The sequence below is a fragment of the Catalinimonas alkaloidigena genome (assembly GCF_029504655.1).
Classification (GTDB): Bacteria; Bacteroidota; Bacteroidia; order Cytophagales; family Cyclobacteriaceae; genus Catalinimonas; species Catalinimonas alkaloidigena.
In genome coordinates, this window is sequence record NZ_JAQFIL010000001.1 from 2,117,246 (window position 1) to 2,140,359 (window position 23,114).

Consider the following 23,114-nt stretch of genomic DNA (forward strand, 5'->3'; position numbering starts at 1 on the left):
CTTTTAAGATTCGGTTTCAAGCTCCCTTTCTGTTGTAAAGCCTCCGGCCAAAGCTCTGTAAAGCGCGATACGGTATTCCAGCAGCAAAGAGTTGGCGGTGATGAGGTCTCTGCGTAGCTGTTGTTCCTGGTTCAAAGCAGTAAGGACAGCCAGGTAATCACTTAATCCATTAAAATATTCAATTTCAAGTTGTTGGTAAGCGCGTGTGGCAAGTTCAACCTGTACCTTCAAAACTTCAATACTTTCAAGTTGTTTCCTCTCCTGTATCAAAGCGTCCTCTACTTCCTGAAAAGCCACCAGAACGGTTTGTCCGTATTCGTAGAGCCGTTGGTTCTTGACGGCCTGTGTTCTATCTACTTCAGCATTTAGTCTGCCTCCATAAAAAAGCGGAGCTACCAGATTTCCTCCCAGTGAATAGGCCCAGTCTTCCAGGAGATTATCAAAATTATTGGCCCTTAACTGTGCAGATGTTGATATGCTTAATCGGGGATATCGATTGCTGATCGCGGAGGCTACTTCCCGGTCTGATGCCTGTAACAGCTTAAACGCGCTTTGTACATCAGGACGCCTTGCCAGTAGTTCTGAGGGTATACCTGTATCGGGGAGCGGAGGTAAATCTGGTAGGCTGTCAGGTACATATTCAATTTCGTTTTGGGCAGGCATACCCAGTAAAACAGCCAACTGATGCTCCAGCACTTCTATCCTGGATTCTGTCTGGATTTTCTGTTCCCGGCTCGCTTCAACCAGCTGCTGCTGACGTAAGATGTCCACACTTCTGATCTGTCCGCTACCAAACTGTGCTTTGATAAAATCCAGTATTTTTTGATTGGTATTGATCTGTTCATCAATAAGTTCCAGTTGCTGCCATTCCGCCATGAGCTGATACCAGGTACTGGTGATTTCTGCGGAGAGTGAAATAGACGCTGCCTGATAATCGGCGAATGTAGCCTCGGCTCTGAATTTTTCCGCCTTAATTAAAGCGCTGATCCTTCCCCAGAGATCTACTTCGTAAAAGGCGGAAAGTCCTAACTGCACATTTTCACCACCCACGAAGTCTGGCTGAGGACGGTTCAGGCTGCTGCGGATTGACGCTTCAACATCGGGTAGCAGGAATGACGACTGTCGGTCCACCACCGCCTGCGCCTCTTTAAAACGAAACCAAACAGCTGTCAGATTCATGTTGGTGCCTATGGCCTGTTCTACCAGTGTATTGAGCCGCTGATCATTAAAGCTGGTCCACCATGCATCAGTTGGGACTTCTTTTCCGGTATAGGTAAAAGGTTGGGGTGTTTCTACTGGAAGTTTGGCCTGGGTCGTTTTAGGTGAACAGGCAGAAAAAAAAACTATACTCACTAAAAACATAAAAAATAATAATAAACCTGAAGTGTCAGTACGTAAAAAATGACATACTACTTTGTCAAGCTTCAGCTGTGTACTAGGTTCTATTTTCATAGTGCTTATTCAAATCATATGTCAGGCAATAGTAAATCTAACCCCTGAACACAAATGATGTTCATAATTTTGGTTGCTGATTGATAATCCTTTTTGCCTGAGCTTCTTCTGAAAATGTTTTCACTAATGTATAAACTGGATTACTCTATGTCCACAAATTGTTTATTTATAGTGATACATAAAGTAATGATATGTAAAAAACTGATTATCAAAATGTTAAACCAAATATATAAAGGAGTACTTTAACATAACTTTGAATCTGTGTTCATCTTCCAGTGTTTGCACTCACCATTATTTGAAAAAAAAATTTCAGAATAGATTTAAACATTATCATATAATTAATTAAAAGTTTTAAATTTTAATGTATAATAATGAGTTGAAATTACCAATTACACATTGGCTATGATTTTTTGCTTGAACCTATAGTACGTAAAATTTGCAGGAACCAAACTTAGAAATAAAGCAGGTATCAAAGACATTTCCTGGAGTGAGAGCTTTGGATAAAGTAAGCCTGAATATCATGAAGGGAGAAGTCCATGCCCTGTGCGGTGAGAATGGTGCCGGGAAAAGTACCTTGATGAATATTTTGTCAGGAAATCTCAAGCCTGATAGTGGTCAAATTTTGGTATCGGGTAAGGAGGTACAAATCTCAAATCAGCTGGATGCACAGGAACTGGGTATAGCCATCGTGTATCAGGAAAGAAGCCTGGTGGACTCAATCAGTGTTGCTGAAAACATATTTACGAATAATAAGCCCAGGAATCGTTATGGACTGATCAGTTACCGTAAGCTATACCAGCAAACCCAGGCGTTGTTAAGCAGCCTTAATTTATCCGACATCAGACCGGAAATGCAGGTAGGTCATTTGTCTGCTGCTATGCAGCAGATGGTTGAAATTGCCAAAGCTCTTTCACAAAACCCTTCCATACTTATCCTGGATGAGCCTACAGCCTCTATTACAGAAAATGAAACTACCATTCTATTTAAAATCATTCGCAAGCTGAGGGCGCAGGGAGTTTCGGTGATTTATATTTCGCACCGCATGGCAGAGATTTTTGAGGTTGCCGATCGGGTAAGTGTGCTTAAGGATGGAAAATACCAGGGTACAAGGCTTGTAAGTGAAACCTACATAGATGAAATCATTCGCATGATGGTGGGGCGAAAGCTGGAAAAGCAGGAGTTCCTCTCGGATGCCAAGCAGGATATTGTTTTAGAGGTGAACAGGCTGAGCAGCGCTCGCTTCAGAAATATCAGTTTCCATTTGAAGAAAGGGGAAATCCTTGCCCTCTCGGGATTAGTGGGTGCCGGAAGAACTGAAGTAGCCCGTACAATCATGGGCGCTGACCCTCTCATCGCTGGAGAAATAGTACTAGAGGGCAAAAAAGTAAAAATAGATCACCCAAAAACAGCTACAAAACTGGGTATAGGTTACCTGCCGGAAGAAAGAAAGTCCAACGGCCTGTTTCTGGACATGAGCGTAGAGGACAACATTATTTCCGCTTACTTACCTTTTGCTGCTGAAAAAGGATTCATCCAAGAGGCAAAAGTGAAAAGGACGGCTGAGGATTACATCAAAAAGCTTCGCATCATCACCCCCTCTACGCATCAGAAAGTAATGAACCTAAGTGGCGGAAATCAGCAGAAGATCGTGCTGGCCAAATGGCTTTTGCGTCAGCCCAAAGTGTTTATGGTAGATGAGCCTACACACGGTGTGGACGTGGGTGCCAAAGCGGAGATTTATGCTATCCTCAAAGAACTTACTCGTCAGGGAGTAGCCATACTCTTAATCTCTTCGGAATTATCTGAAGTACTGGCGATCAGTGATCGCATCCTGGTGATGTGGAATGGTCAGCTTACTGCTGAGCTAAGCCGTGAAGAAGCCACCGAAGAAGAGATTATGCATTATGCCTCAGGAACTAAAACGATGTTTGTCTGATCTATGAACAGAGATAAAATAACCCGACTGCTACAGGACAGAGTGTTTACCCTCTCAGTGACCATCGCCATATTATTCATTGTGTGCAGTATCATCTGGCCTGCTACCTTTCCCACCTTTGACAATATCTCACTAGTGCTGCTCAATCTTTCCATAGAATCAATTGTGGCGGTGGGAATGATGCTGTTGCTCATTTCCGGTATGTTTGACCTTTCAGTAGGCTCAGTCGTAGCATTTGCCGGAAGCATAGCCGCCTATTTAATGTATTGGTACGGCATGTATGTATCCGTAGCGATTCTGGTCGGCTTAGGTTTGGCCGGTCTGATAGGGCTGATCAATGGTTTTTTTGTAGCCAAAGTCGGGATTAACCCGCTGATACAGACATTGGCCATGATGGGTATCGTGCGGGGTTTGGCACTTATGGTGGCTGGTGCAGGAATCCAGAATCTACCTGAAGCATTCAACGCCATAGGGCAATCCAAACTCCTGGGTTTGCAAACACCTGTATGGTTTATGATAATCGTAGTTGCCATATTTAGTCTGCTGGTATCTCGCACAGTCTTTTTCCGGCAATATTATTATATCGGAGGCAATGAAAAAGCCGCCCGCCTTTCCGGTATCAGAGTAGAGAGGGTTAAGATCATTGGTTTTGTACTGATCTCCTTACTGGCTGGTTTGGCGGGTATTCTCCTGGCCTCACGCCTGGGGGCGGCATTGGCTACTTCGGGTAGAGGCATGGAATTACGCGTCATTACGGCTGTCATTCTGGGAGGGGCGAGTTTGTTGGGTGGCCAGGGTAAGATCATCGGAGCCTTATTGGGTACCATCTTTATGGGGTTAGTGAGTAACATCATGATATTGGCAAGGGTATCGGGTTATTGGCAGGAAATTGTATTGGGCCTTATCCTGATCCTGGCAGTAGCGGTAGATGTGCTGGCTCAGCGAAGAGCAGGCACTACCCCTCGTGAATATGTGAAAAGGGCCTCTGAAGTTACACCTCCAAAAGTAGAAGCATGAAAATAATACTAAGGTCAATACTCCTGCTGTTTGTTATCCTGTCGGCCTGCGATCCTAAAAAGGGGGCGCTTTATAAGCAACGTCAGCTGGAAAAGCAACAAACACCGGCAGTGGAGATCAACGAGGATGAAGAGTATGTAATGGTTACTACCATCGTCAATTTTCCGATGTATGTAAACCATGACCAGGCTGCTTTCCAGAGGTGGGGCAGAGCAAGAGGCGTAAAAACATCCATACTTGGCCCTTCCGAATGGGACGTGCAGGCGCAAATTGCTACCATAGAGCAGGTGATTGGTACAAGGCCAACTGGCTTGCTCATCAATGGCACAGACCCTGCCATTGCCGGTGCGATCAATAAGGCTGTGGAAGCCGGAATTCCTACTGTGGTGTACGATTCAGATATCCCCAACAGTGAGCGGCACGCCTTTCTGGGTACCGACTGGTATCAGATCGGTAAACTACAGGGAGAGGCCATGGTAGAACTGATAGGGGGAAAAGGGAAGGTCGCTTATATGGGTATACTGGGGATGACCAATATGGAAGCAGGCTTTCAGGGACTGCTGGATGTCCTGAAAAATTATCCTGAAATTGAAGTGGTAGGCAAATACGATGATGGTTCTGATGTTGAAGAGGCCGCACGTATCACTTCAGACCTGCTCAGCGCACATCCCGATCTGGCGGGAATCTGTGGTTTTGACGCCATGAGCGGTCCCGGTATCGGCTTATCCATAAAGGAAGCAGGGAAGGCAGGTAAGGTAAAAGTGACCACTGTGGACTGGGAACCTGAGCACATTAAGCTGGTGCAGGAGGGCGTAATAGACGTTCTGATTGGACAGAAGCGGGAGTTATTCACCTGGTACGGCGCACAGTTTCTTTTTGACATGGTGCACGATACCAATCCGCTTTCCAGCAATGATGACAAAGCAGGAATCACCAATATTCCTTATTCCGTAAATACCGGACTACTCAAAATCACCCAGGATAATATTCACCTTTTCATGGAAGATCATAGTTGAGCTTAAAATGAACAGATGTCTAGCTTACATATCGCTTTTGCTGCTGTGCTGGAATTGTAATCCGGAAAATGAAGGGCACAACAAGCAAAAGCAGGGGCCTCAGCAGTCAGGGGAAAATTACGCTGACGAAGAGTATGTGATGGTGACCACCATCGTTAATTTTCCGATGTACGTAAATCACGATCAGCATGCGTTTACCCGTTGGGGGCAGCACAGAGGGGTCAGGACTTCTATTCTAGGTCCTTCCGAATGGGATATTCAGGCGCAGATTGCGACTATTGAACAGGTAATCGGCACCCGGCCTACGGGTTTACTGATCAATGGCACTGATCCTGCCATCGCCGGCGCTATTGACAGGGCAGTTGAGGCAGGCATACCTACGGTTGTCTATGATTCAGATGTGCCGCAGAGCAAAAGGCATAGCTTTTTGGGCACCAACTGGTATGATATGGGCACACTGATGGGAGAGGAGATCGTCAGCCTGACAGGCGGCAAAGGGAAAATCGTGTATCTGGGCATATTCGGGCTTACCAATATGGAAGATGGTTACCGTGGGCTAATGGATGTAATCAGTGACTACCCGGACATCAAACTTGTGGGCCGCTACGATGATAAGGCGAATACGGAGATAGCCGCAAAACTTGCTTCAGATATTCTGGCGGCCCATCCTGACCTGTCAGCTTTTTGCGCATTTACCCCAATGAGCGGATTTGGCTGTGCCCAGACAGTAAAAGAGGCGGGGAGGGTAGGAGAAGTGAAAGTTACAACCGTAAACTATGAGCCGGAACTTCTGAAATTACTGGAAGAAGGGGTGATCCAGCAGTTGGTCTGCCAGAAGCGGGAGTTATTCACCTGGTACGGCGCGCAGTTTCTTTTTGATATGGTGCATGATACCAATCCGCTTTCTGTAAATGATGATGTAGCGGGCATCACCAACGTCCCTTATGCTGTGAACACGGGTACTTTTGCCCTGACAAAGGAAAACATGAGTGTATTTTTAGAAAAGCCTGCGGCATTCCTAAATTTTCCGGACGCACTACTTGTATATAATAAAGCCTATGAATAAGACCAAAAGATTTGCCGTAATCGGCTGTGGATTTTGGGCGCAATACCAGATTGCTGCCTGGAAAGAACTTCCTGAAGCTGAACTGATAGCCGTTTGCGATCAGGATTGCAGGAAAGCAATACAGACCGCCGAGAAGTTTGGCGCAAAAAGGTATTATACTGATGCCCGGCAACTGTTTGAAAACGAATACCTGGACTATGTAGATATCATTACCAATGTGGAAACACATGCTGAGTTCGTAAAAATGGCCGCTGAATTTGGGGTGGCCGCGATTTGCCAGAAACCCCTGGCTCCGGACTTAGAAACTGCCAAAGCGATGGTGCAGGCCTGTAATAAAGCGGAGGTGCCCTTATTTGTCCATGAGAATTTCCGCTGGCAGGCTCCCATTCGTAAGGTCAAAGAGATCATGCAAAGTGGAAAGGTAGGTGAGGTGTTTAAAGGAAAAGTGGCTTTTGTTTCGGCCTTCCCAGTCTTTGATAATCAGCCCTTTTTGGCTGAAATTGATAAGTTTATCATTGCTGACATTGGCTCCCACGTGCTGGATATCGCAAGATACCTGATGGGGGAAGTAGATAATTTGCGCTGCCTGACCAGAAGAGTAAATCCGAAAATCAAAGGAGAAGATGTAGCGACCCTGCTCATGGAAATGAGAAGTGGAGCTCATTGTTTGGTGGAAATGTCTTACGCTTCTATTTTGGAGAAGGAAGCTTTCCCGCAAACCCTCATTCTGCTTGAAGGAAGTAAAGGTTCTATCAGGCTTGAACATGATTATGTGATCAAGGTATCCTCAGAAAAAGAAGTGGAGATGATCAGAGTAGCGCCTCCGGTATATGATTGGGTCAATCTGGATTACAATCTGGTGCAATCCTGTATGGTGGAGCTCAATGGTGATTTTCTGAAGGCCTTTCAGGAAGGCAGGCTAGCTGAAATCACGGGAACGGATAACTACCGGACGATGCAGTTGGTCTATGCCGGATATGAGTCGGCAAAAAGTGGAAAGGTGGTAAAAATAAACGAGCCGGAATTTTAAAATGTGTTTCAGCGAAGGTGCTAAGCCTTCACAAATCACGACTGAACTTAATCGCTCACTCCAAATCAATAATACGCAATGCCTACAGCAAGATCATTAAAAGCCAGGTACCTGATAGAAACCGCCCATCCCCTAGAAAAAGCTGCTGAGATGATGGCAGGAGAGCAGTCTTCAGGCACCTTTGTTAAGACGCCAGGCGAAACAGAAATGCTTAAGGAGAAACATGCTGCCACCATTGAAGGCATAGAGGTATTAGAAGAGTTAGAAGAACCCGCTCTGCCCGGCAGCAGGCCCCCGCGAGGACTATTATCGCCAGTGTATCGCAGAGCCCATGTAGACCTGGCCTGGCCACTGGATAATGTAGGGGTTAATTTGTCCAACCTGATGGCTACAGTGGCAGGTAATCTGTTTGAACTATCCCCTTTTTCCGCACTTAAATTATTAGACATTACCGTTCCTGAAGCCTATAAAGAAAAATACCCAGGACCAAAATTTGGTGTCTCAGGGACGAGAAAGCTGTGTGGTGTGGAGAAGCGACCGATCATCGGCACCATTATTAAACCCAGCGTAGGCCTCAGTCCGGCAGAAACAGCTCAGCAGGTAAAGGTTTTGATAGAGGCAGGACTGGATTTTATCAAAGATGATGAGCTGATGGGGGACTCACCTCACTCACCCTTTACCAAAAGAGTAGATGCTGTAATGGAGGTTATCAATCAATACACTGAGCTTAGAGGGAAGAAACCAATGTTCGCCTTCAACCTCAGTGGAGATATAGATGATATGCTTCGTCGCCATGACTATGTGCTTGAAAAAGGGGGGACATGTGTAATGGCCAGCCTCAATTGGGTGGGTATCAGTGGAATGCATAAATTGTGTCAGCATACCCAGCTACCTATTCATGGGCATCGCAATGGTTGGGGTTTGTTTTACCGTTCAGAAGACATAGGCATAAGCTTTAAGGTTTTTCATAAAATCTTCAGTATGGCAGGTGTAGACCATATCCATACCAATGGCATCCGGAATAAATTCTGCGAGTCAGACGCATCGGTGCTTACTTCCATTCGCGCTTGTCTTGATCCCAAGGGAGGGGGCTACCCGGTGATGCCGGTGGTATCTTCCGGGCAGTGGGCAGAGCAGGCTTATGATACATATCGGCAGATACAGAGCACAGAGCTGATGTACCTCTGTGGCGGAGGAATTACCGCACATCCCGGCGGTATGGCTGCCGGAGTGAAAAGCATACAGTTGGCCTGGGAAGGTGCTACCCAGGGGAAAACCATTTATGACATGCAGGACCAAAAGGAGATTCAAGAGGCAATAGCGTTTTACGGAGAGTAATCATGACTAAAGCAGCACTTCAAAAAGGAGAGATTTTTTTAAGTTATTACGGTGATGACTTTACCGGCTCTACTGATGTAATGGAGTCTTTGGCATTAAATGGCATACCTACTGCACTATTTCTAAAAGCACCGAGTCAGGAAGAAGTAGCGTCTTTTCGGTTAAAGAATCAGATTAGCGGGTCAGCAGAGCGCCTGCAAGCGTTTGGTGTGGCGGGAATCAGTCGCAGCCTTACTCCCCTAGAGATGGATCATGAATTGCCTGGCATTTTTGAGCATATAAGTAAAGTCCCATCGCGCTTTTTTCATTACAAAACCTGTTCTACTTTTGACTCATCCCCCGGCATTGGCAATATAGGCCATGCCATTGACATTGCCTTTCGGTACTTTCCCTCGGGCATCATACCTCTCTTGATTGGTGCACCATCCCTCAACCGCTTTTGTATATTCGGAAACCTTTTTGCCAGGGTAGATGGGGTTACCTATCGCCTGGACCGTCATCCTACCATGTCACGCCATCCGGTAACACCCATGGATGAGAGTGATATCCGCCGGCACTTAGCCAAGCAGACCAAACGTAAAATCCATCATATTGACCTGCTGGCGCTTGAAAAGAGTGAGCATCTCCAAATAGACTTCATAAAAAAACTGTCCATCGAAGAAGGCGAGTATTTATTATTTGATACGTATACCGAAAAGCATTTGAGAAATGTAGGAAAGCTAATCAATCGTTTCAGCCTTGAGCAGCGTCAATTGTTGGTGGGATCTTCAGGGATTGAGTATGCACTATGCCACTATCTTCAGGAAAACGGACAATTGGAATTACCTCCCTCGCCCAAATCACCCGCTAAAGTACAGGAGCTGATCGTAGTGGGAGGAAGCTGCTCACCACCTACCAAAATACAAGTGGAATGGGCCATAGCTCAAGGCTTTGCTGATATCCGTCTAAATACTGTGAAGCTGGTCAATCCGGAGCAGGCGGAATCCGAGATAAATAGGGCAAAGCAGTTGATGTTTGAGGCGCTGGAAAGAAAACAAAGCTTAGCACTCTATACTGCCTTAGGTCCTGACGACCCTTCAATAGATGCGACAAATAAAGAAATGAGCAGGCTACAGAGAAAAGGGATTCCCAGTAGTGCGGTGCTGGCGGGAACACAGGGAAGGTTGCTCCGAGAGGTAATGGAAAAAACTGGTAAAAGAAGAGTGGTGGTAGCGGGTGGTGATACCTCCGGTTATGTTTCCAGAGCATTAGGGATTTACGCTTTGGAAACGCTTATGCCCATAGCTCCGGGGGCTCCATTGTGTACCGCTCATTCACACCATCCAGACTTTGATGGACTTGAAATCTGTCTCAAAGGGGGGCAAAACGGTAAGCAGAACTTCTTCGGATCAATTTTACATGGAAAAGGTATCAGTTAAAATATTACTCAATCAAAATTTATTAACATGAAAAAAGTAGCACTTATTGGCGCAGGAGGAAAAATGGGTTGGAGAACTACCGCTAATTTGCGGGATAACCCTGAATATGAAATGTTTTACCTGGAAGTGAGCCAGCAGGGCATTGACCGCCTGAAAGAAATCGGTATTCAGGTTTCAATACCTTCAGAAGTACTTCCCGAAGTAGATGTTGTGATACTGGCAGTACCCGATGTGGCGATCAAGAAAATTGCTGCCGACGTAGTGCCACAGCTAAAATCAGACGCTATGCTGGTTACGCTGGATCCGGCCGCTCCCTGTGCGGGCCATCTGCCGGAAAGAGAGGATGTAACCTATTTTGCTGCTCACCCATCCCATCCATCTGTATTCAACTGGGAGCCTAGTGAAAAGTCTCACTATGACTACTTTGGTGGCATAGCCGCTAAGCAGAGTATTGTATGCGCACTTATACAGGGGCCGGAAGATCAGTATGCAGTAGGTGAAAAATTATCCAGAGATATGTACAGGCCAGTGGTAAGGGCCCATCGGGTAACCATTGAACAGATGGGTATATTGGAGCCCGCCTTATCAGAGACTTTTGCCGCCGCAGTAATCACGGTGATGAAAGAAGCCGTAGACACTGTAGTTGAAAAAGGTGTGCCCAAGGAAGCTGCCTACGATTTTTTCCTGGGACATATTAATATTGAGTTAGCACTGCTGTTTGGTCAGTTGCCGGGTGGGCAGTTTTCTGATGCTGCCATGAAAGCCATTGAGCTGGGAAAGCCATTGCTATTTAAGGAAAATTGGAAAGATGTATTTGAGTGGGATAATGTGATGAAGCAGATAAAAGCAATCACGTAAATCAATGTGTTTCATAATGATTTTCTGGGCCTAACTTTTTGAGCATGTCAAATCTGAATTTTTCCAAAGAACAGAAATATTACGGAGGGAAAGAGCACCGTCCTCCTAAAATTATCCGGTTGAAAGCGGGACCCGTAAGCTGTCAGTATGAAAGTGGATATTTACGATATCTGAACGCAGGAGGAACAGAGCTACTGAGGATGATATATCCGGCGGTGAGGGATCATAATTGGGGTACAATCGCTCCCCAAATCAGTGATGAAAAGATTGTCGTTAATGAAGATCATTTTGAAATCAGCTACGATTGTCTTTACGAGGGTGGAGAGGTAGCATTTCAGGCTAAATACAGCATTAAAGGTTCAGCAGATGGAGAAGTAAGTTTTCAGATGGATGGGAGTTGTCTTCAGCCTTTCCGCAAAAACCGGATTGGCTTCAACCTGCTGCATCCGCCCGAAGCAGCCGGAGCTAAGGTGATTATCGGCCATACCAATGGAGAAGAAGATGAAGGAACATTTCCGCTACATATCAGCCCGCATCAGCCTTTTATGGATATACGGTTTATTCGCTGGCTGCAAAGTGGCTTATGGGCGAAAGTGAATTTTGAGGGGGATATTTTTGAGATGGAAGACCAGCGCAACTGGACCGATGCTTCGTTTAAAACCTACTCTACACCCTTGGCCATACCTTTTCCGGTGCGCTTAGAGAAAGGAGACAAAATAATTCAGTCCGTTAAGCTTAGCCTTGAAAGCACTGACTTTAGTAAGCATAACAGCCATGATAAGTCTGTATCCCTGAGCCTGGAAAATGAAAGGTATCCACTTCCTCAAATAGGTATCGGACAGTCATCAGAAATTAAAGCACTGACAGATAAAGACATTGCTTATTTCAATGAACTTAACTTGTCACATTACAGAGTAGACCTGCATTTGAGTCAGGCTGATCTGGAGAAAAACTGGCTGCGTGCGCTGAACGAATCCCGGCAGTTAAATTTACCATTAGCGCTGGCTTTGTATTTCAAAAAAAATACAGTGAGAGAATTGGGTGAGCTCAAGGATTTCACGGAAGACCATAAACCCGCAGTTAAACAGCTACTGGTATTTTCAGAAGATCATAAGTCCTCCCCCTCATCTATGCTAGAACAGGTTCTGCCTGACCTGAGGGACATGTTTCCGGAAGCACAAATAGGGGCAGGGACAGACTGTTTTTTCACCGAGCTGAATCGGGAAAGAGTCAATCCTGAAGGGCTTGACTTCTTAACTTACTCCATCAATCCACAGGTGCATCAGTTTGACAACCAATCCCTGGTTGAAACGCTGCAGGCACAAAGCTATACCGTGGAAAGCGCGCGCCAGTTTGCTGGTGGATTACCGATACATATTTCTCCCATAAGCCTGAAAATGCGTTTTAACCCCAATGCAACCGGCCCGGAGCCGGAATCACCAGAAGGAGAACTTCCTCTCCAGGCAGACAACCGTCAGATGTCACTATTTGCTGCGGGCTGGACTATCGGAAGTATCAAGTACCTCACAGAAAGCCGGGTATCAGCAGTAACTTATTATGAAACGCTTGGCAGAAGAGGAGTGATGCAAGGTGATCATCATGCCCTGCTACCTGAGAAATTTGCTGCTGTAAAAGGGATGGTCTTCCCAATATATTGGGTGTTCTACAAACTCTTAAAGGAAAAAGGAATCCAGATCATAAAAACACAAAGTAGTCATCCTCATCAGGTGGATGGATTAGCCTGGGAGGTCGGGAATGAGCAGTATATTCTCTTGGCAAATTATCAGGCTTTCGTGATCAGTGTGTCAATTGATAATTGGCCTGATCATTTTGAGCAAAAGGTATTAGATGAAGAAAATTTTGAAAAGATGGCGCTTCACTTTGATGATTTCATTTCCGGCGCATGGGCAGAATCAAAGCAGTTACTTAAGTTACGTCCCTATAGTATATTTCTTTTAAGAATTAATAGAAATGGTGGCTAGCGTTATTTACACCTATAAGCTCAATTGGTCCTGTGAAGGCTGTTGCTGTAGTAAACATAAAATCAACTTATACGTGGCGCTAAGAAGATGATCATTCCATTAGCGGTGAATATCTAGATTTTTTTAGCCTTTCTGATCAGCATATCTGCTACTTTAAAAAAACATTCTATTGTATATTAAGTAAGCATTAGTAGATGTTTCATTTTTTAATCAAACAAATAAATGCAAAACCTGGAAAATAAAACAGCACTGATTACCGGAGGAAGTAAAGGAATTGGCTATGGTATCGCAGCTGCCTTGATGGACAAAGGTATGAAAGTAGCCATCACCAGCCGATCACAATCGAAAGCTGATGAAGCCGCATCTGCGCTAAACAAAGCCGGTAAAGGAGAAGCTATGGGTATCGCTGCCGATGTGCGTGACCTAGCGTCGCAGCAAAAGGCGGTAGACCAACTTTTACAAAAATGGGAAAAACTGGATCTGCTGGTGGCTAATGCCGGCTTAGGTCATTTTGCCTCTATTGAGGAGATGACGGCCGAGCAGTGGAATGAAACCATAGATACTAATCTCACCGGGGTATTCTATACCATCAAGGCAGGTTTAGATGCGTTGAAGTCGTCAAAAGGATATTTTATTACGATTTCAAGCCTGGCAGGAACCAATTTTTTTCCCAACGGCTCAGCCTATAATGCCAGTAAGTTTGGGCTAACCGGCTTTACCCAATCCGTAATGCTTGACTTACGACAACATGGCATCAAGGTAACGACCATCATGCCGGGTTCAGTGGCGACTTATTTTAACAACCATCAACCCAATGAGCAGGATGCCTGGAAAATTCAGAGTGAAGATTTGGGGCAAATGGTTGTTGACTTGATGGAGATGCACCCCCGCACGCTGCCCAGTAAAGTAGAGGTACGCCCTACACAGCCGCCTAAGAAGTAAATTTCACAAGCTTAAACACCAGGGAAAGTGTGTTGACAATCATGCTTTCCCTTTTTTTGTTGAATATCAGGCTTTATAAGTTGGTTTTTCCCGACATTTTTGAGGCAGTATTAAGATAGTTACAAACAAAAAGGTGCTGTAGACAAGCACCTTTTTGTTTGTATGATCTAGATAAAACAATCAATTTTATTTACGCCCGATGCTCTGGGGTTTGGTTGGAAGCCTGCAATTCCTGAAGCTTTTTCTTGCCATAGGCCAGGCGGGTGATGGCTACGTAGAGCACTGGTACTGCAAAGATAGCTAAAAAAGTAGCTGCCAGCATCCCACCAATCACCGTCCATCCGATGGTTTGGCGAGCTACCGCACCAGCGCCACTGGCAAGAACCAGCGGAACCACCCCTAAAATAAATGCCATAGATGTCATGATAATGGGGCGAAGTCTCAACTTGACAGCCTCCAGGGTTGCCGCAATCAGCTCCATACCTGCCTCAACTCTTTCTTTAGCGAATTCCACGATCAGAATGGCATTTTTAGCCGCCAAGCCAATCAACGTGATCATCCCTATCTGTGCGTAGACGTTGTTATCCAGTTTAGGCAAAAATGTAAGCGCCAGTATTGCTCCGAAAAGGCCTAAGGGTATGGCGAAGAGTATAGAAAAAGGGACAGACCAGCTTTCGTATAATGCTGCCAGAAGTAATAGTACCAATACAATGGATATTCCGAAAATGATGATGGTACTGTTACCGGCTTTCTTTTCCTCTCTGCTGAGCCCGGAGAAATCGTAGCCAAAACCTGCCGGAAGCACTTCAGCAGCTACCTCTTCTAAAGCCTGTAGTGCCTGTCCACTGCTATAACCGGGAGCTGCACTTCCATTGATATCGGTAGAGCGGAAAAGATTGTAGTGGTTGATTACGGGTGCGTTCTCCACGATCTCATATTTGACCAGCGCGCTCAAAGGAATTGCTTTTCCCTGATGGTTCATCACATAAAACTGCTCCATATCACGGATGTCATTTCTGTATGAAGTATCAGCCTGAGCCACTACCCTGAAGTTACGTCCGTAGCGGGTGAAGTCATTGATATACTGGCTACCCATATAAGATGACATGGTATTAAAAACCTCACCCAGACCTACCCCTAACTTTTTGGCTTTTTCACGGTCTACCTCTACATGATAGCCGGGGGTTTGGGAGGTAAAGAAACTGTAGGCCATCGCTATTTCCGGCCGTTGGTTGGCAGCAGCTAAAAACTGGTCAAGCACCTGCCCGAATTCATCAATATCTCCCTCTTTTCGCTGTTCCAGAACAAAGCTAAAACCACCTGACTGTCCGAGCCCGGGGATCGCGGGAGGAGATACTACTACAATATCAGCTTCTTCTATGGAAGCAAACTTTTGCCTGAGCCTGCTCATGACCCCCTGTAGTTGTTCTGAGGGCTCAGTCCGTTCACTCCAGGGCTTCATCTGGGTAAAGAAGGTCGCACTGTTAGGCTTGAAAGAGAAATTAATACCATTCAGTCCGCCGATGGCGTTGTAATGCTCTATGGCTGGCATCTCATCTATGATCTTGGCCACCTCTTCCATGACCTCATTGGTACGTGTGGATGACGCACCTTCGGGAAGCTCTAGTGAGATAAATACCCTTCCTTCATCTTCGGTAGGAATAAAGCCGGTGGGCTTGGTCTGAAATAAGCTAAAAGCACCTACATAAATGCAGATCAGTATGATTAATACCAGTGGAGTAGCCTTGATACTTTTTTGTACGCCCACCGAATATCTTTCCGTGGTTTTATTAAACCAGCGGTTGAAGCGAAGGAAGAATTTAGCCAGACCTTTCGCCTCTTTTTCCGGTTTTGAAGGCTTAAGGATAAGCGTACAAAGAGCAGGAGTGAGGGTGAGTGCCACAAATGCGGAGATCAATACTGAAATGGCTATGGTGATGGCGAATTGCTGATACAGTCTGCCCACGATACCGGGGATAAAACCCACCGGAATAAAAACCGCTGCCAATATTAAAGCAATCGCGATAACCGGAGCGGTGATCTCCTTCATTGCCTTACGCGTGGCTTCCATAGGGGAAAGCTTTTCCTCATCAATGTTATGCTGTACAGCTTCCACCACTACTATAGCGTCATCTACCACGATACCTATCGCCAGCACAAAGCCAAAAAGCGTAAGGGTATTGATGGTAAAATCCAGTGGGATAAAAAAGATGAATGTCCCGATAATGGAAACAGGAATGGCAAGTATAGGAATCAAGGTAGCTCTCCAGCTTTGGAGGAACAGAAATACGACCAGGATTACCAGTACCAAAGCTTCCAAAAGTGTATTTACCACCTCTTCAATGGAGGTCTCTACCACAGTAGCAGTTTCCATGGAGACCACTGAATTTACGTCGGCAGGAAAGCCGGCCTCTAACTCATCTAAGGCCTGATACACGCCTTCCGCTGTTTCCAGCGCATTACTTCCCGGGGCCTGGTAGATCAGTAAGATGGAAGCGGGATTACCATCCACTATGGTTGTCCTTCCGTAGTCAAATCTGCCGAAGTCAATGCGGGCAACATCTTTCAGGTAAACAATTGAGCCATCAGAGGGGGAGGTACGGACGATGATATTTTCAAACTCTTCCTGGGTAGACAGTCGTCCGTTCACCGTAATGGGGTATTCAAATGACTGGGTGGCGAACTGTGGCATGGCGCCGACCGTTCCGGCTGCAACCTGCACATTTTGTTCCTGTATGGCAGCATTAACCTCTCTTGCGCTGATGTTATATTGTGCCAGTTTATCTGGCTTAAGCCAAAGGCGCATGCTGAAGTCCTGACCAATAGCGGTGATATCGCCTACACCGGGAACACGTAAAAGCGCGTCCCTGACGAAGATATTGGTATAATTATCCAGAAATTTGATGTCGTGCGTCCCTTTGGGGGAGTAGATGCCTACGATCATCATGATGCTGGGATTTCTTTTTCGTACTGTCAAACCTAGCCTTCTCACTGCTTCCGGCAGGCGGGGTTCAGCAATACTCACCCGGTTTTGAACATCCATGGTAGCGATGTCCACATCTGTACCAACCTCAAAGGTCACGTTCATCTGCATCTGACCGGTACTGGTATTGGTAGAGCTCACATAAGCCATTCCGGGGGTTCCGTTTATTTGCGTCTCTACAGGAGTGGCAACCGTTTGCTCCACGGTTTCCGCGTCGGCACCGGTATAAATGCCAGATACCGAAACTACCGGCGGGGTAATATCCGGATATTGCGTGACGGCAAGGTTGAGCATGGCAATGAGGCCTACCAAAACAATTACTATGGAAATAACCATGGAGGTAACAGGCCTCCTGATAAATACATCTGAAATCATATTATGCTAATCAGAAAAAGTCTTAGTCAAAAAATTACTTGCTGGCTGCTGATGAAGAAGCAGTCTCTTCTTGTTTATTGGCTATCTGTATTCTAGCGCCCTGTCGCAGGCGCTGAATTCCATCTACGACAATCTCCTGTCCTTCAAAAAGCCCTTCCCGTACGACGATAGATCTCCCAAAACGAGTCCCCAGCATTAGGTTTTGCTGCCTTACAGAGTCACTTTCAATGACCCACACATACCTTTCACCCATTTGTTCGGTTACTGCTTTGTAGGGAATCACAAGTTGCTGTCCAATGTCCTGGTTCATCACTTTGACTGTAACGGTCATGCCGGCGATCAGCTGTCGTTCAGGGTTAGGAAAGCTAAGGCGTAAATTGATGGTTCCACTTTGACGGTCCACAGCCCGGTCAATGGTGCTCAGTGTTCCCGGATAGGGGTATGTGCTACCATCACTAAGTTCTATGGTAAAGAGTGAGTCAGGCTGATCGCTTTTATTTTGCATAAGCCGGTTGAAACGCGGAATCTCTTTCTCGTTGATTACAAAATCTACGGAAATGGGATCGTCGGATGAAAGCGTATTAAGTAAAGGTTGCCCGGGAGATACCTGGGCTCCAACTCTGACTTGGGAGATACCGACGGTTCCTGAAAAAGGAGCGTTGATCACTGAATAGGTAAGGTCAGTGGAAGCACTTTCAAGCTGAGCTTTGGCAGAAGCTACCTGTGACCTGGCTGTTTCGAGGTCGGTACGGGCATAATCTAACCTTTGTGTAGCAATAGCTTCCTGCTCATTCAGCCTTTCGTACCTTTCCAGGTCTTTTTTTACTTTCTCAAGATTGGCCTTGCTGCTCTCCAGATTAGCCTGAGCCTGTTGGTATGAGGCCTGGTATTTCCTTCGGTCAATTTCGTAAAGTCTTTCCCCTTTTTTTACCTCCTGGCCATCTTCTACATAAATATTGGTGATATAGCCTGCGACCTGAGGCCGCAATTCTACCTCATTCAGAGGCACCACGGTTCCGGGATAGGTATCCGTACCAGTCACATCTTCTGAGTTTACGGTATAAGCATTGACCGAAATGGCTTGTAGATCAGCATTTTGTTGCTGTGCGCCACTTGAGTCACCACATGAGGATAATAAAACAGGAGCAGAAAAGGCTGCGATCAGCCAGTATAAGCTTCTCTTGGTTAAAATGTACATCTTAAAAATTAATTGAAGTCAATATTTCCCAATGCTTTTTGTAAGTCCAGTTTACTTGCAAGCACGTTGTATAGAGCGTTGTAATAATTGAGCTGCGCAGTTCTCAGGTCAGTCTCTGCCAGCACCAGATCCAGATAGGCTTTGATACCTTCGTCATATTGCAGCTTGATGATATCATATACCTCTTCCGCTACCTGCATATTTTCCCTGAGCGTCTGCCATTCGATGTAGTCACTCTTATAGCTTGCCAGTGCAGCCTGATAGTCAGTGTGAATCGCACTTTTTACATCCGATACATTCACTTCCAAACGCTCTTCCTGTAATTGGGCGATCTGCAGTTCCTGTATTCTTCTTGTCCCCTGGAAGATGGGAAGGCTAAGTTGCAGACCGGCAGCAGAAGTAGGATATGCCTGCTGATAGAGTTGTGACATCTCATCATTCAAATAAATCCAGTTGTAATTGGCAAATGCAGAAATGGTGGGCAGGAAGCTCCAGCGGTAATAACTTGTATTGAGCTGTAACAACTGTCTTTGTGTTTGAAGCTGCTGATATTCTACTCGCTTACTGTATTCAAGCAGCTGTGTGGTATCTATTGCGATATCCTGTGCCATAAGCTCGTAGTCATAAACAAGCTCCAGTTCTTTGTCAATAGGATAACCCATCAACTCTTTGAGGTAAGCAAATTTAACTCCCAGAGATTCCTGCGCTCTTTTCAGGTCTGCCCGGGTATTGGCCAGGGTGATGCTGGCCCTCTGGTAATCTGTCTTATCTACCAGTCCGCTACGGTATTGGCTGAGGGCATCATTGTACTGTTTTTCCTGACGGACAATGTTTTCGTCCAGAATCTGGAGTTGTTGCCTGGTAAGCAAAATATCGTAGAAGGCCTTACTGACATTTACTACAGTATTGATTTTGCTTTCCTTGGTATTTTGGTCCAACTGATCACGTGTGTAGCTGGCCGCTTTTGAAGCCAATAACACATCTCTGCTGTAAATAGTCTGATCGGCTTGCAGAATAATGTTGGAATTGTTTTTTCTTCCGATGGTGATCAGCTGATCTCCGAAGGCAGTGGTTTGTAACTTAAAATTATGCGAAGCATTATAGCGGGCTGAAATTTGAGGTAGCCAGGCAGAAAGACTTGCCTTAATTTCTCTTTCCCCGATAGCTTCATCAATGAGTGCCTGCTTTACTGCTGGTTTATGAGATAGGGCATAGTCTACACAGTACGCAAGACTGAACTCCCCGGCTACGGTATCCGCATTGATCTGAGCTTTTAAAGGAAACATTATACTCAGGAAACCCAACAGAAGTGGTACAAGATCAAAAAAAGTTTTCATGTACGATGATATTGTCAATGATTGATGCTACTGATTGGTTATTGCCTTAATACGTAGCGCTTTGAAGTCACAATGAACGGTCCCACATATCTCCTCTAACGCAGACCGAATGAATGAACAGGGGCTCATTATGATTAATCTATTGCCTAAGTAATACAAAAAGCAGCTATTCAAAATAGTATGTAAAAAGCACACATTATTGATGGGTTTACGGTATCATTCGCTTTAGGTTAATGAGTTTTTCAAAAAAAACGATCATTTTTTTAAAATAACACCAATGGCGCAGAAGAATCTATTTGATCCAATTTAAGCCTGAGTATTAATCGTTAAGCAAGTAGAATTTTACCTATGAAAAATAGCAGATAAACAGCGCAGGCCAGTCCTCAGCTAACGCTCTCTATCAGTCAAGGATTCATCTTTTTTTCAGGAGGCTGTCGCCGCCATGGTTCAATAGATGATGCTCTTGATCAGCGTGGCGATTAGACATCCTTCTTTTTATTGAGCCGGGTAGAGCGGGCATGTGCAGAGATACATCCGAATAAATATGGCTTTGATGAAAAATCACAAACCTCTGGCCTCATTGTCAAGGGGGGGGTAACCAACTCAATTAGGTTGCAACATATATCAGAAAAAAGTAGTGGCCAATACTGCCGGTGTTGAGGCTGGTCGCCAGGTTGTAACTCTGTCTCAAATCAATATTCAATCATTGTAAAGCCTCCCATGTTTGCTGAAAACCGAACGAAGAAACACTGTGTGAACTCAATTTGCTTAAAAAGTACTTAAAATGGTCATGTAACTTAAAGAGTACTTGTCTTTATATGATTTTGTGAGAAAAAGCAGTAAATACTCAAATATTCACAATATTAAGTGATAGATTTTTAATATTGTTGCAAAATAATTAAGTTGTTGAAATACTACTACAAAATCATTTTTTATAACACTACCTATACTACTTCATCAATTTGGAAGACAAACACTCAAATAATGAGCAGGAAATCATAAAAAAAATTGCTGAAGGAGATCACCATGCTTTCAGAGAAATTTATGACTGCTACAAAGATTTGCTTTACGGCTACAGTTTCAAGCTTACCAAGTCAAAATTGATGGCTGAAGAAGCGGTTCAGGAAATATTCATGAAAGTCTGGAATAACAGAAGAAAGCTTAATCCTGAGCTATCTATTAAAGCTTACCTTTACAAAATTACGCAAAACCATATCTACAATGTCTTAAGAAACGCAGCCTATAGTGACAAACTCAGAGAGCAAATTTTTTACCATCGGCTCAATTCACATTTCAGCACTGAAGATCAGGTGATCTATAATGAGCTGGAAGCTTTTAAAGACCAAGCTATTGCCTGCTTACCTGCCAGAAGGCAGATGATCTTCCGGATGAGCCGGGTACAGGGACTCAGCCATGAAGAAATTGCCGGTCAACTGGGTATTTCTCAACATACGGTCAAAGATCAGATTGTCAAGTCTCTTAAATCTATCAAAGAATACCTGAAAATACATGCGGATATTGCTGTTAGCATTACGCTCTTGGCTCAGCTTTCTTGGTAAGCTTCTGCTGACTTTATTATGCAATTGTCCATACTTTCCCCGGCCTGTGACCTTCTCAAAGGTACATGCATAAATTTTTAGTATTCTCATTATCAAATAATTGCCATAAAATAGCAGCGTTTGTTCTGGTTTTCTTTTATGAAACGGATGGAAGATGTATTGCATGAACCATTCATTCCGAAGTCAGGAGCCAGCGGGATCAGGTAACGCCAGTCCTGTTCATTTCGCCAGAGATGCAGATACTTAGCATCCCGGGGTGGAACATCCCGTGTGGAACACATAACCCTCTTGGAAATCATAGATTTTAACATTGCCAAGCATCTTTCGTCAGTTGCCACTAGGGGATGACTTGATGGCTTATTTTTCCATGACTTGTGAATATACGCTAGCTGGCTTTACTGAACGGGATCAAGAAACAAAAGAAGTCTCTAGAGTAACTGACCCTTGGGCATAATAAAAAAAAATAAAAAAATTCTCTGCCCGATCGTCCCTCCATCCTACTCATGTGTAATAGGGGTATACTTCAATCATTAAACCCCGGAGCCTTGGCTAACCCTCAATATATCAAATCATTATTCTACAAATTTCTGGAGGATAGCTGTACTCCTGATGAAATAGAGACCATCATCTACTACCTGAAAAACTCGGATGATGCCGCAGGCTTCCCTCGGATAGAGGAAGTGAGGGCAAGGTTGGGGGAGCTTCCCAGAATGAATGCTGACCGTGCTGACGAAATATTTGGTCGGATTGTTAGCAGTGAGGCTTTGTTTGCCCCATCTATTGCCGGAAAACCCAAGCCTGACTACCGTTGGCGCTACTGGAGCATTGCCGCCACTTTCCTGGGCTTTGTATTGCTATCAGGCATGTTTTATTGGTTTTATGCCTCTTCTGACTCCTTACAATATGCTACCACATTCGGGGAAACCAGAAAGATCAGTCTGCCCGATGGTACAGAAGTGATGCTCAATGCAAATTCAGAGCTTCGTCTATCTGAGTCCTGGCAGGAGCAAGACATCCGCGAAGTATGGCTGGAGGGTGAAGCTTTCTTCTCGGTAGTGCATACCCAAGATAACAGAAGGTTTCTGGTACATACTGCGGATAATTTTACAGTAGAAGTATTGGGTACACAATTTAACGTCAATAGCAGGGATGAGAAAGCAACAGTGGTACTGAACTCGGGCAAGGTAAAAGTGAAGACACAAGGGCAGGAAGGTAAGGCCCAATGGGTGATGCAACCTGGTGATCTGGTAGAATACGAACGTGAAAGCCGGCAAATCAACCAAAAAACTGTGGATACCACCCTCTATACCTCCTGGAAAGATAACCTGTTGCTATTCAAGGATACTCCTCTTGAAAAAATAGCAGGGCTGATCAAGGATAATTATGGATATGAGGTTGGGTTTGAAAACGACAGCCTGGCACATTTATATTTTACTGGTTCAAACCCTGCGGATCAACCGGAGCTATTACTCAAAACACTGGCGCGCTCTTTTGACCTCAATATAAAGAGGGAGAATGGGCGTATCACATTGGAAGAAAAGCAGAAGAACGCCCCTTAAGCCGGTATTTGCCGGAAAGCGAATAATAATACATACAACTTAAAAACT

At 44.9% G+C, this 23,114-nt stretch carries 17 protein-coding genes; 12 read left to right on the plus strand and 5 right to left on the minus strand.

Annotated elements, in window-relative coordinates; all coding sequences use genetic code 11:
• Window positions 1-3: 3 nt before the first annotated feature.
• Window positions 4-1,452 carry an efflux transporter outer membrane subunit gene (locus tag OKW21_RS08780; protein WP_277479042.1) on the minus strand — a complete coding sequence of 483 codons (1,449 nt, stop codon included), beginning with the start codon at window positions 1,450-1,452 and terminating at the stop codon, window positions 4-6.
• Between the two features lie 487 nt (window positions 1,453-1,939).
• On the opposite strand from OKW21_RS08780, the gene OKW21_RS08785 reads away from it, so the two are divergent.
• The 10 genes from OKW21_RS08785 (at window position 1,940) to OKW21_RS08830 (ending at window position 14,055) form a co-directional block, all read left to right on the plus strand.
• Window positions 1,940-3,388 carry a sugar ABC transporter ATP-binding protein gene (locus OKW21_RS08785; protein WP_277487638.1) on the plus strand — a complete coding sequence of 483 codons (1,449 nt, stop codon included), beginning with the start codon at window positions 1,940-1,942 and terminating at the stop codon, window positions 3,386-3,388.
• Between the two features lie 3 nt (window positions 3,389-3,391).
• A complete protein-coding gene (locus tag OKW21_RS08790; RefSeq protein WP_277479043.1) occupies window positions 3,392-4,405 on the plus strand; it encodes an ABC transporter permease in 1,014 nt (337 codons plus the stop codon).
• Window positions 4,402-5,421: a substrate-binding domain-containing protein gene (locus tag OKW21_RS08795; RefSeq protein ID WP_277479044.1), complete on the plus strand. Its 1,020-nt coding sequence runs from the start codon at window positions 4,402-4,404 to the stop codon at window positions 5,419-5,421. Before OKW21_RS08790 ends, OKW21_RS08795 begins: the two co-directional genes overlap by 4 nt.
• 7 nt (window positions 5,422-5,428) lie before the next feature.
• Window positions 5,429-6,487 carry a substrate-binding domain-containing protein gene (locus OKW21_RS08800; protein ID WP_277479045.1) on the plus strand — a complete coding sequence of 353 codons (1,059 nt, stop codon included), beginning with the start codon at window positions 5,429-5,431 and terminating at the stop codon, window positions 6,485-6,487.
• A complete protein-coding gene (locus OKW21_RS08805; RefSeq protein WP_277479046.1) occupies window positions 6,480-7,517 on the plus strand; it encodes a Gfo/Idh/MocA family protein in 1,038 nt (345 codons plus the stop codon). Before OKW21_RS08800 ends, OKW21_RS08805 begins: the two co-directional genes overlap by 8 nt.
• Before the next feature lie 78 nt (window positions 7,518-7,595).
• Complete coding sequence (locus tag OKW21_RS08810) at window positions 7,596-8,855, plus strand: ribulose-bisphosphate carboxylase large subunit family protein (protein ID WP_277479047.1); 1,260 nt, start codon at window positions 7,596-7,598, stop codon at window positions 8,853-8,855.
• Window positions 8,856-8,857: 2 nt separating this feature from the next.
• On the plus strand, window positions 8,858-10,273 hold the full coding sequence (locus OKW21_RS08815) for a four-carbon acid sugar kinase family protein (protein ID WP_277479048.1): 1,416 nt from the start codon (window positions 8,858-8,860) through the stop codon (window positions 10,271-10,273).
• A 27-nt stretch (window positions 10,274-10,300) separates the two neighbouring features.
• The gene (locus OKW21_RS08820; RefSeq protein ID WP_277479049.1) at window positions 10,301-11,131 is read left to right on the plus strand and encodes a phosphogluconate dehydrogenase C-terminal domain-containing protein; all 831 of its coding nucleotides are present in this window, start codon (window positions 10,301-10,303) and stop codon (window positions 11,129-11,131) included.
• A 44-nt stretch (window positions 11,132-11,175) separates the two neighbouring features.
• Entirely contained in the window at window positions 11,176-13,113 is a 1,938-nt protein-coding gene (locus OKW21_RS08825; protein WP_277479050.1) for a D-apionate lactonase family protein, read from the plus strand.
• Window positions 13,114-13,335: 222 nt separating this feature from the next.
• Window positions 13,336-14,055 (plus strand): SDR family oxidoreductase, encoded by a 720-nt coding sequence (locus OKW21_RS08830; RefSeq protein WP_277479051.1) that lies wholly within the window; start codon window positions 13,336-13,338, stop codon window positions 14,053-14,055.
• Window positions 14,056-14,245: 190 nt separating this feature from the next.
• Here OKW21_RS08830 and OKW21_RS08835 read toward each other — a convergent pair whose 3' ends face one another.
• From OKW21_RS08835 to OKW21_RS08845, 3 genes are read right to left on the minus strand one after another with little or no spacing between them, the layout of a single operon-like run.
• Window positions 14,246-17,413, minus strand: a complete 3,168-nt coding sequence (locus OKW21_RS08835; RefSeq protein ID WP_277479052.1) for an efflux RND transporter permease subunit — start codon at window positions 17,411-17,413, stop codon at window positions 14,246-14,248.
• 34 nt (window positions 17,414-17,447) lie between these two features.
• On the minus strand, window positions 17,448-18,611 hold the full coding sequence (locus tag OKW21_RS08840; protein ID WP_277479053.1) for an efflux RND transporter periplasmic adaptor subunit: 1,164 nt from the start codon (window positions 18,609-18,611) through the stop codon (window positions 17,448-17,450).
• A gap of 8 nt (window positions 18,612-18,619) precedes the next feature.
• The gene (locus OKW21_RS08845; RefSeq protein ID WP_277479054.1) at window positions 18,620-19,948 is read right to left on the minus strand and encodes a TolC family protein; all 1,329 of its coding nucleotides are present in this window, start codon (window positions 19,946-19,948) and stop codon (window positions 18,620-18,622) included.
• 962 nt (window positions 19,949-20,910) lie between these two features.
• Between OKW21_RS08845 and OKW21_RS08850 the strand changes: the two genes are divergently transcribed.
• Entirely contained in the window at window positions 20,911-21,507 is a 597-nt protein-coding gene (locus OKW21_RS08850) for an RNA polymerase sigma factor (protein ID WP_277479055.1), read from the plus strand.
• Window positions 21,508-21,599: 92 nt separating this feature from the next.
• Here OKW21_RS08850 and OKW21_RS08855 read toward each other — a convergent pair whose 3' ends face one another.
• Window positions 21,600-21,788 carry a hypothetical protein gene (locus OKW21_RS08855; protein ID WP_277479056.1) on the minus strand — a complete coding sequence of 63 codons (189 nt, stop codon included), beginning with the start codon at window positions 21,786-21,788 and terminating at the stop codon, window positions 21,600-21,602.
• 264 nt (window positions 21,789-22,052) lie between these two features.
• Between OKW21_RS08855 and OKW21_RS08860 the strand changes: the two genes are divergently transcribed.
• Window positions 22,053-23,066 carry a FecR family protein gene (locus tag OKW21_RS08860; RefSeq protein WP_277479057.1) on the plus strand — a complete coding sequence of 338 codons (1,014 nt, stop codon included), beginning with the start codon at window positions 22,053-22,055 and terminating at the stop codon, window positions 23,064-23,066.
• Window positions 23,067-23,114 lie beyond the last annotated feature (48 nt).

Bases quoted from the DNA above. Each gene is read 5' to 3' on its own strand.
- OKW21_RS08820 (WP_277479049.1), top strand. From the start codon at position 10,301: ATGAAAAAAGTAGCACTTATTGGCGCAGGAGGAAAAATGGGTTGGAGA.
- OKW21_RS08800 (WP_277479045.1), top strand. From the start codon at position 5,429: ATGAACAGATGTCTAGCTTACATATCGCTTTTGCTGCTGTGCTGGAAT.
- OKW21_RS08805 (WP_277479046.1), top strand. From the start codon at position 6,480: ATGAATAAGACCAAAAGATTTGCCGTAATCGGCTGTGGATTTTGGGCG.
- OKW21_RS08845 (WP_277479054.1), bottom strand. From the start codon at position 19,948: ATGAAAACTTTTTTTGATCTTGTACCACTTCTGTTGGGTTTCCTGAGT.
- OKW21_RS08840 (WP_277479053.1), bottom strand. From the start codon at position 18,611: ATGTACATTTTAACCAAGAGAAGCTTATACTGGCTGATCGCAGCCTTT.
- OKW21_RS08825 (WP_277479050.1), top strand. From the start codon at position 11,176: ATGTCAAATCTGAATTTTTCCAAAGAACAGAAATATTACGGAGGGAAA.
- OKW21_RS08790 (WP_277479043.1), top strand. From the start codon at position 3,392: ATGAACAGAGATAAAATAACCCGACTGCTACAGGACAGAGTGTTTACC.
- OKW21_RS08815 (WP_277479048.1), top strand. From the start codon at position 8,858: ATGACTAAAGCAGCACTTCAAAAAGGAGAGATTTTTTTAAGTTATTAC.
- OKW21_RS08780 (WP_277479042.1), bottom strand. From the start codon at position 1,452: ATGAAAATAGAACCTAGTACACAGCTGAAGCTTGACAAAGTAGTATGT.
- OKW21_RS08795 (WP_277479044.1), top strand. From the start codon at position 4,402: ATGAAAATAATACTAAGGTCAATACTCCTGCTGTTTGTTATCCTGTCG.
- OKW21_RS08835 (WP_277479052.1), bottom strand. From the start codon at position 17,413: ATGATTTCAGATGTATTTATCAGGAGGCCTGTTACCTCCATGGTTATT.
- OKW21_RS08855 (WP_277479056.1), bottom strand. From the start codon at position 21,788: ATGTGTTCCACACGGGATGTTCCACCCCGGGATGCTAAGTATCTGCAT.
- OKW21_RS08810 (WP_277479047.1), top strand. From the start codon at position 7,596: ATGCCTACAGCAAGATCATTAAAAGCCAGGTACCTGATAGAAACCGCC.
- OKW21_RS08830 (WP_277479051.1), top strand. From the start codon at position 13,336: ATGCAAAACCTGGAAAATAAAACAGCACTGATTACCGGAGGAAGTAAA.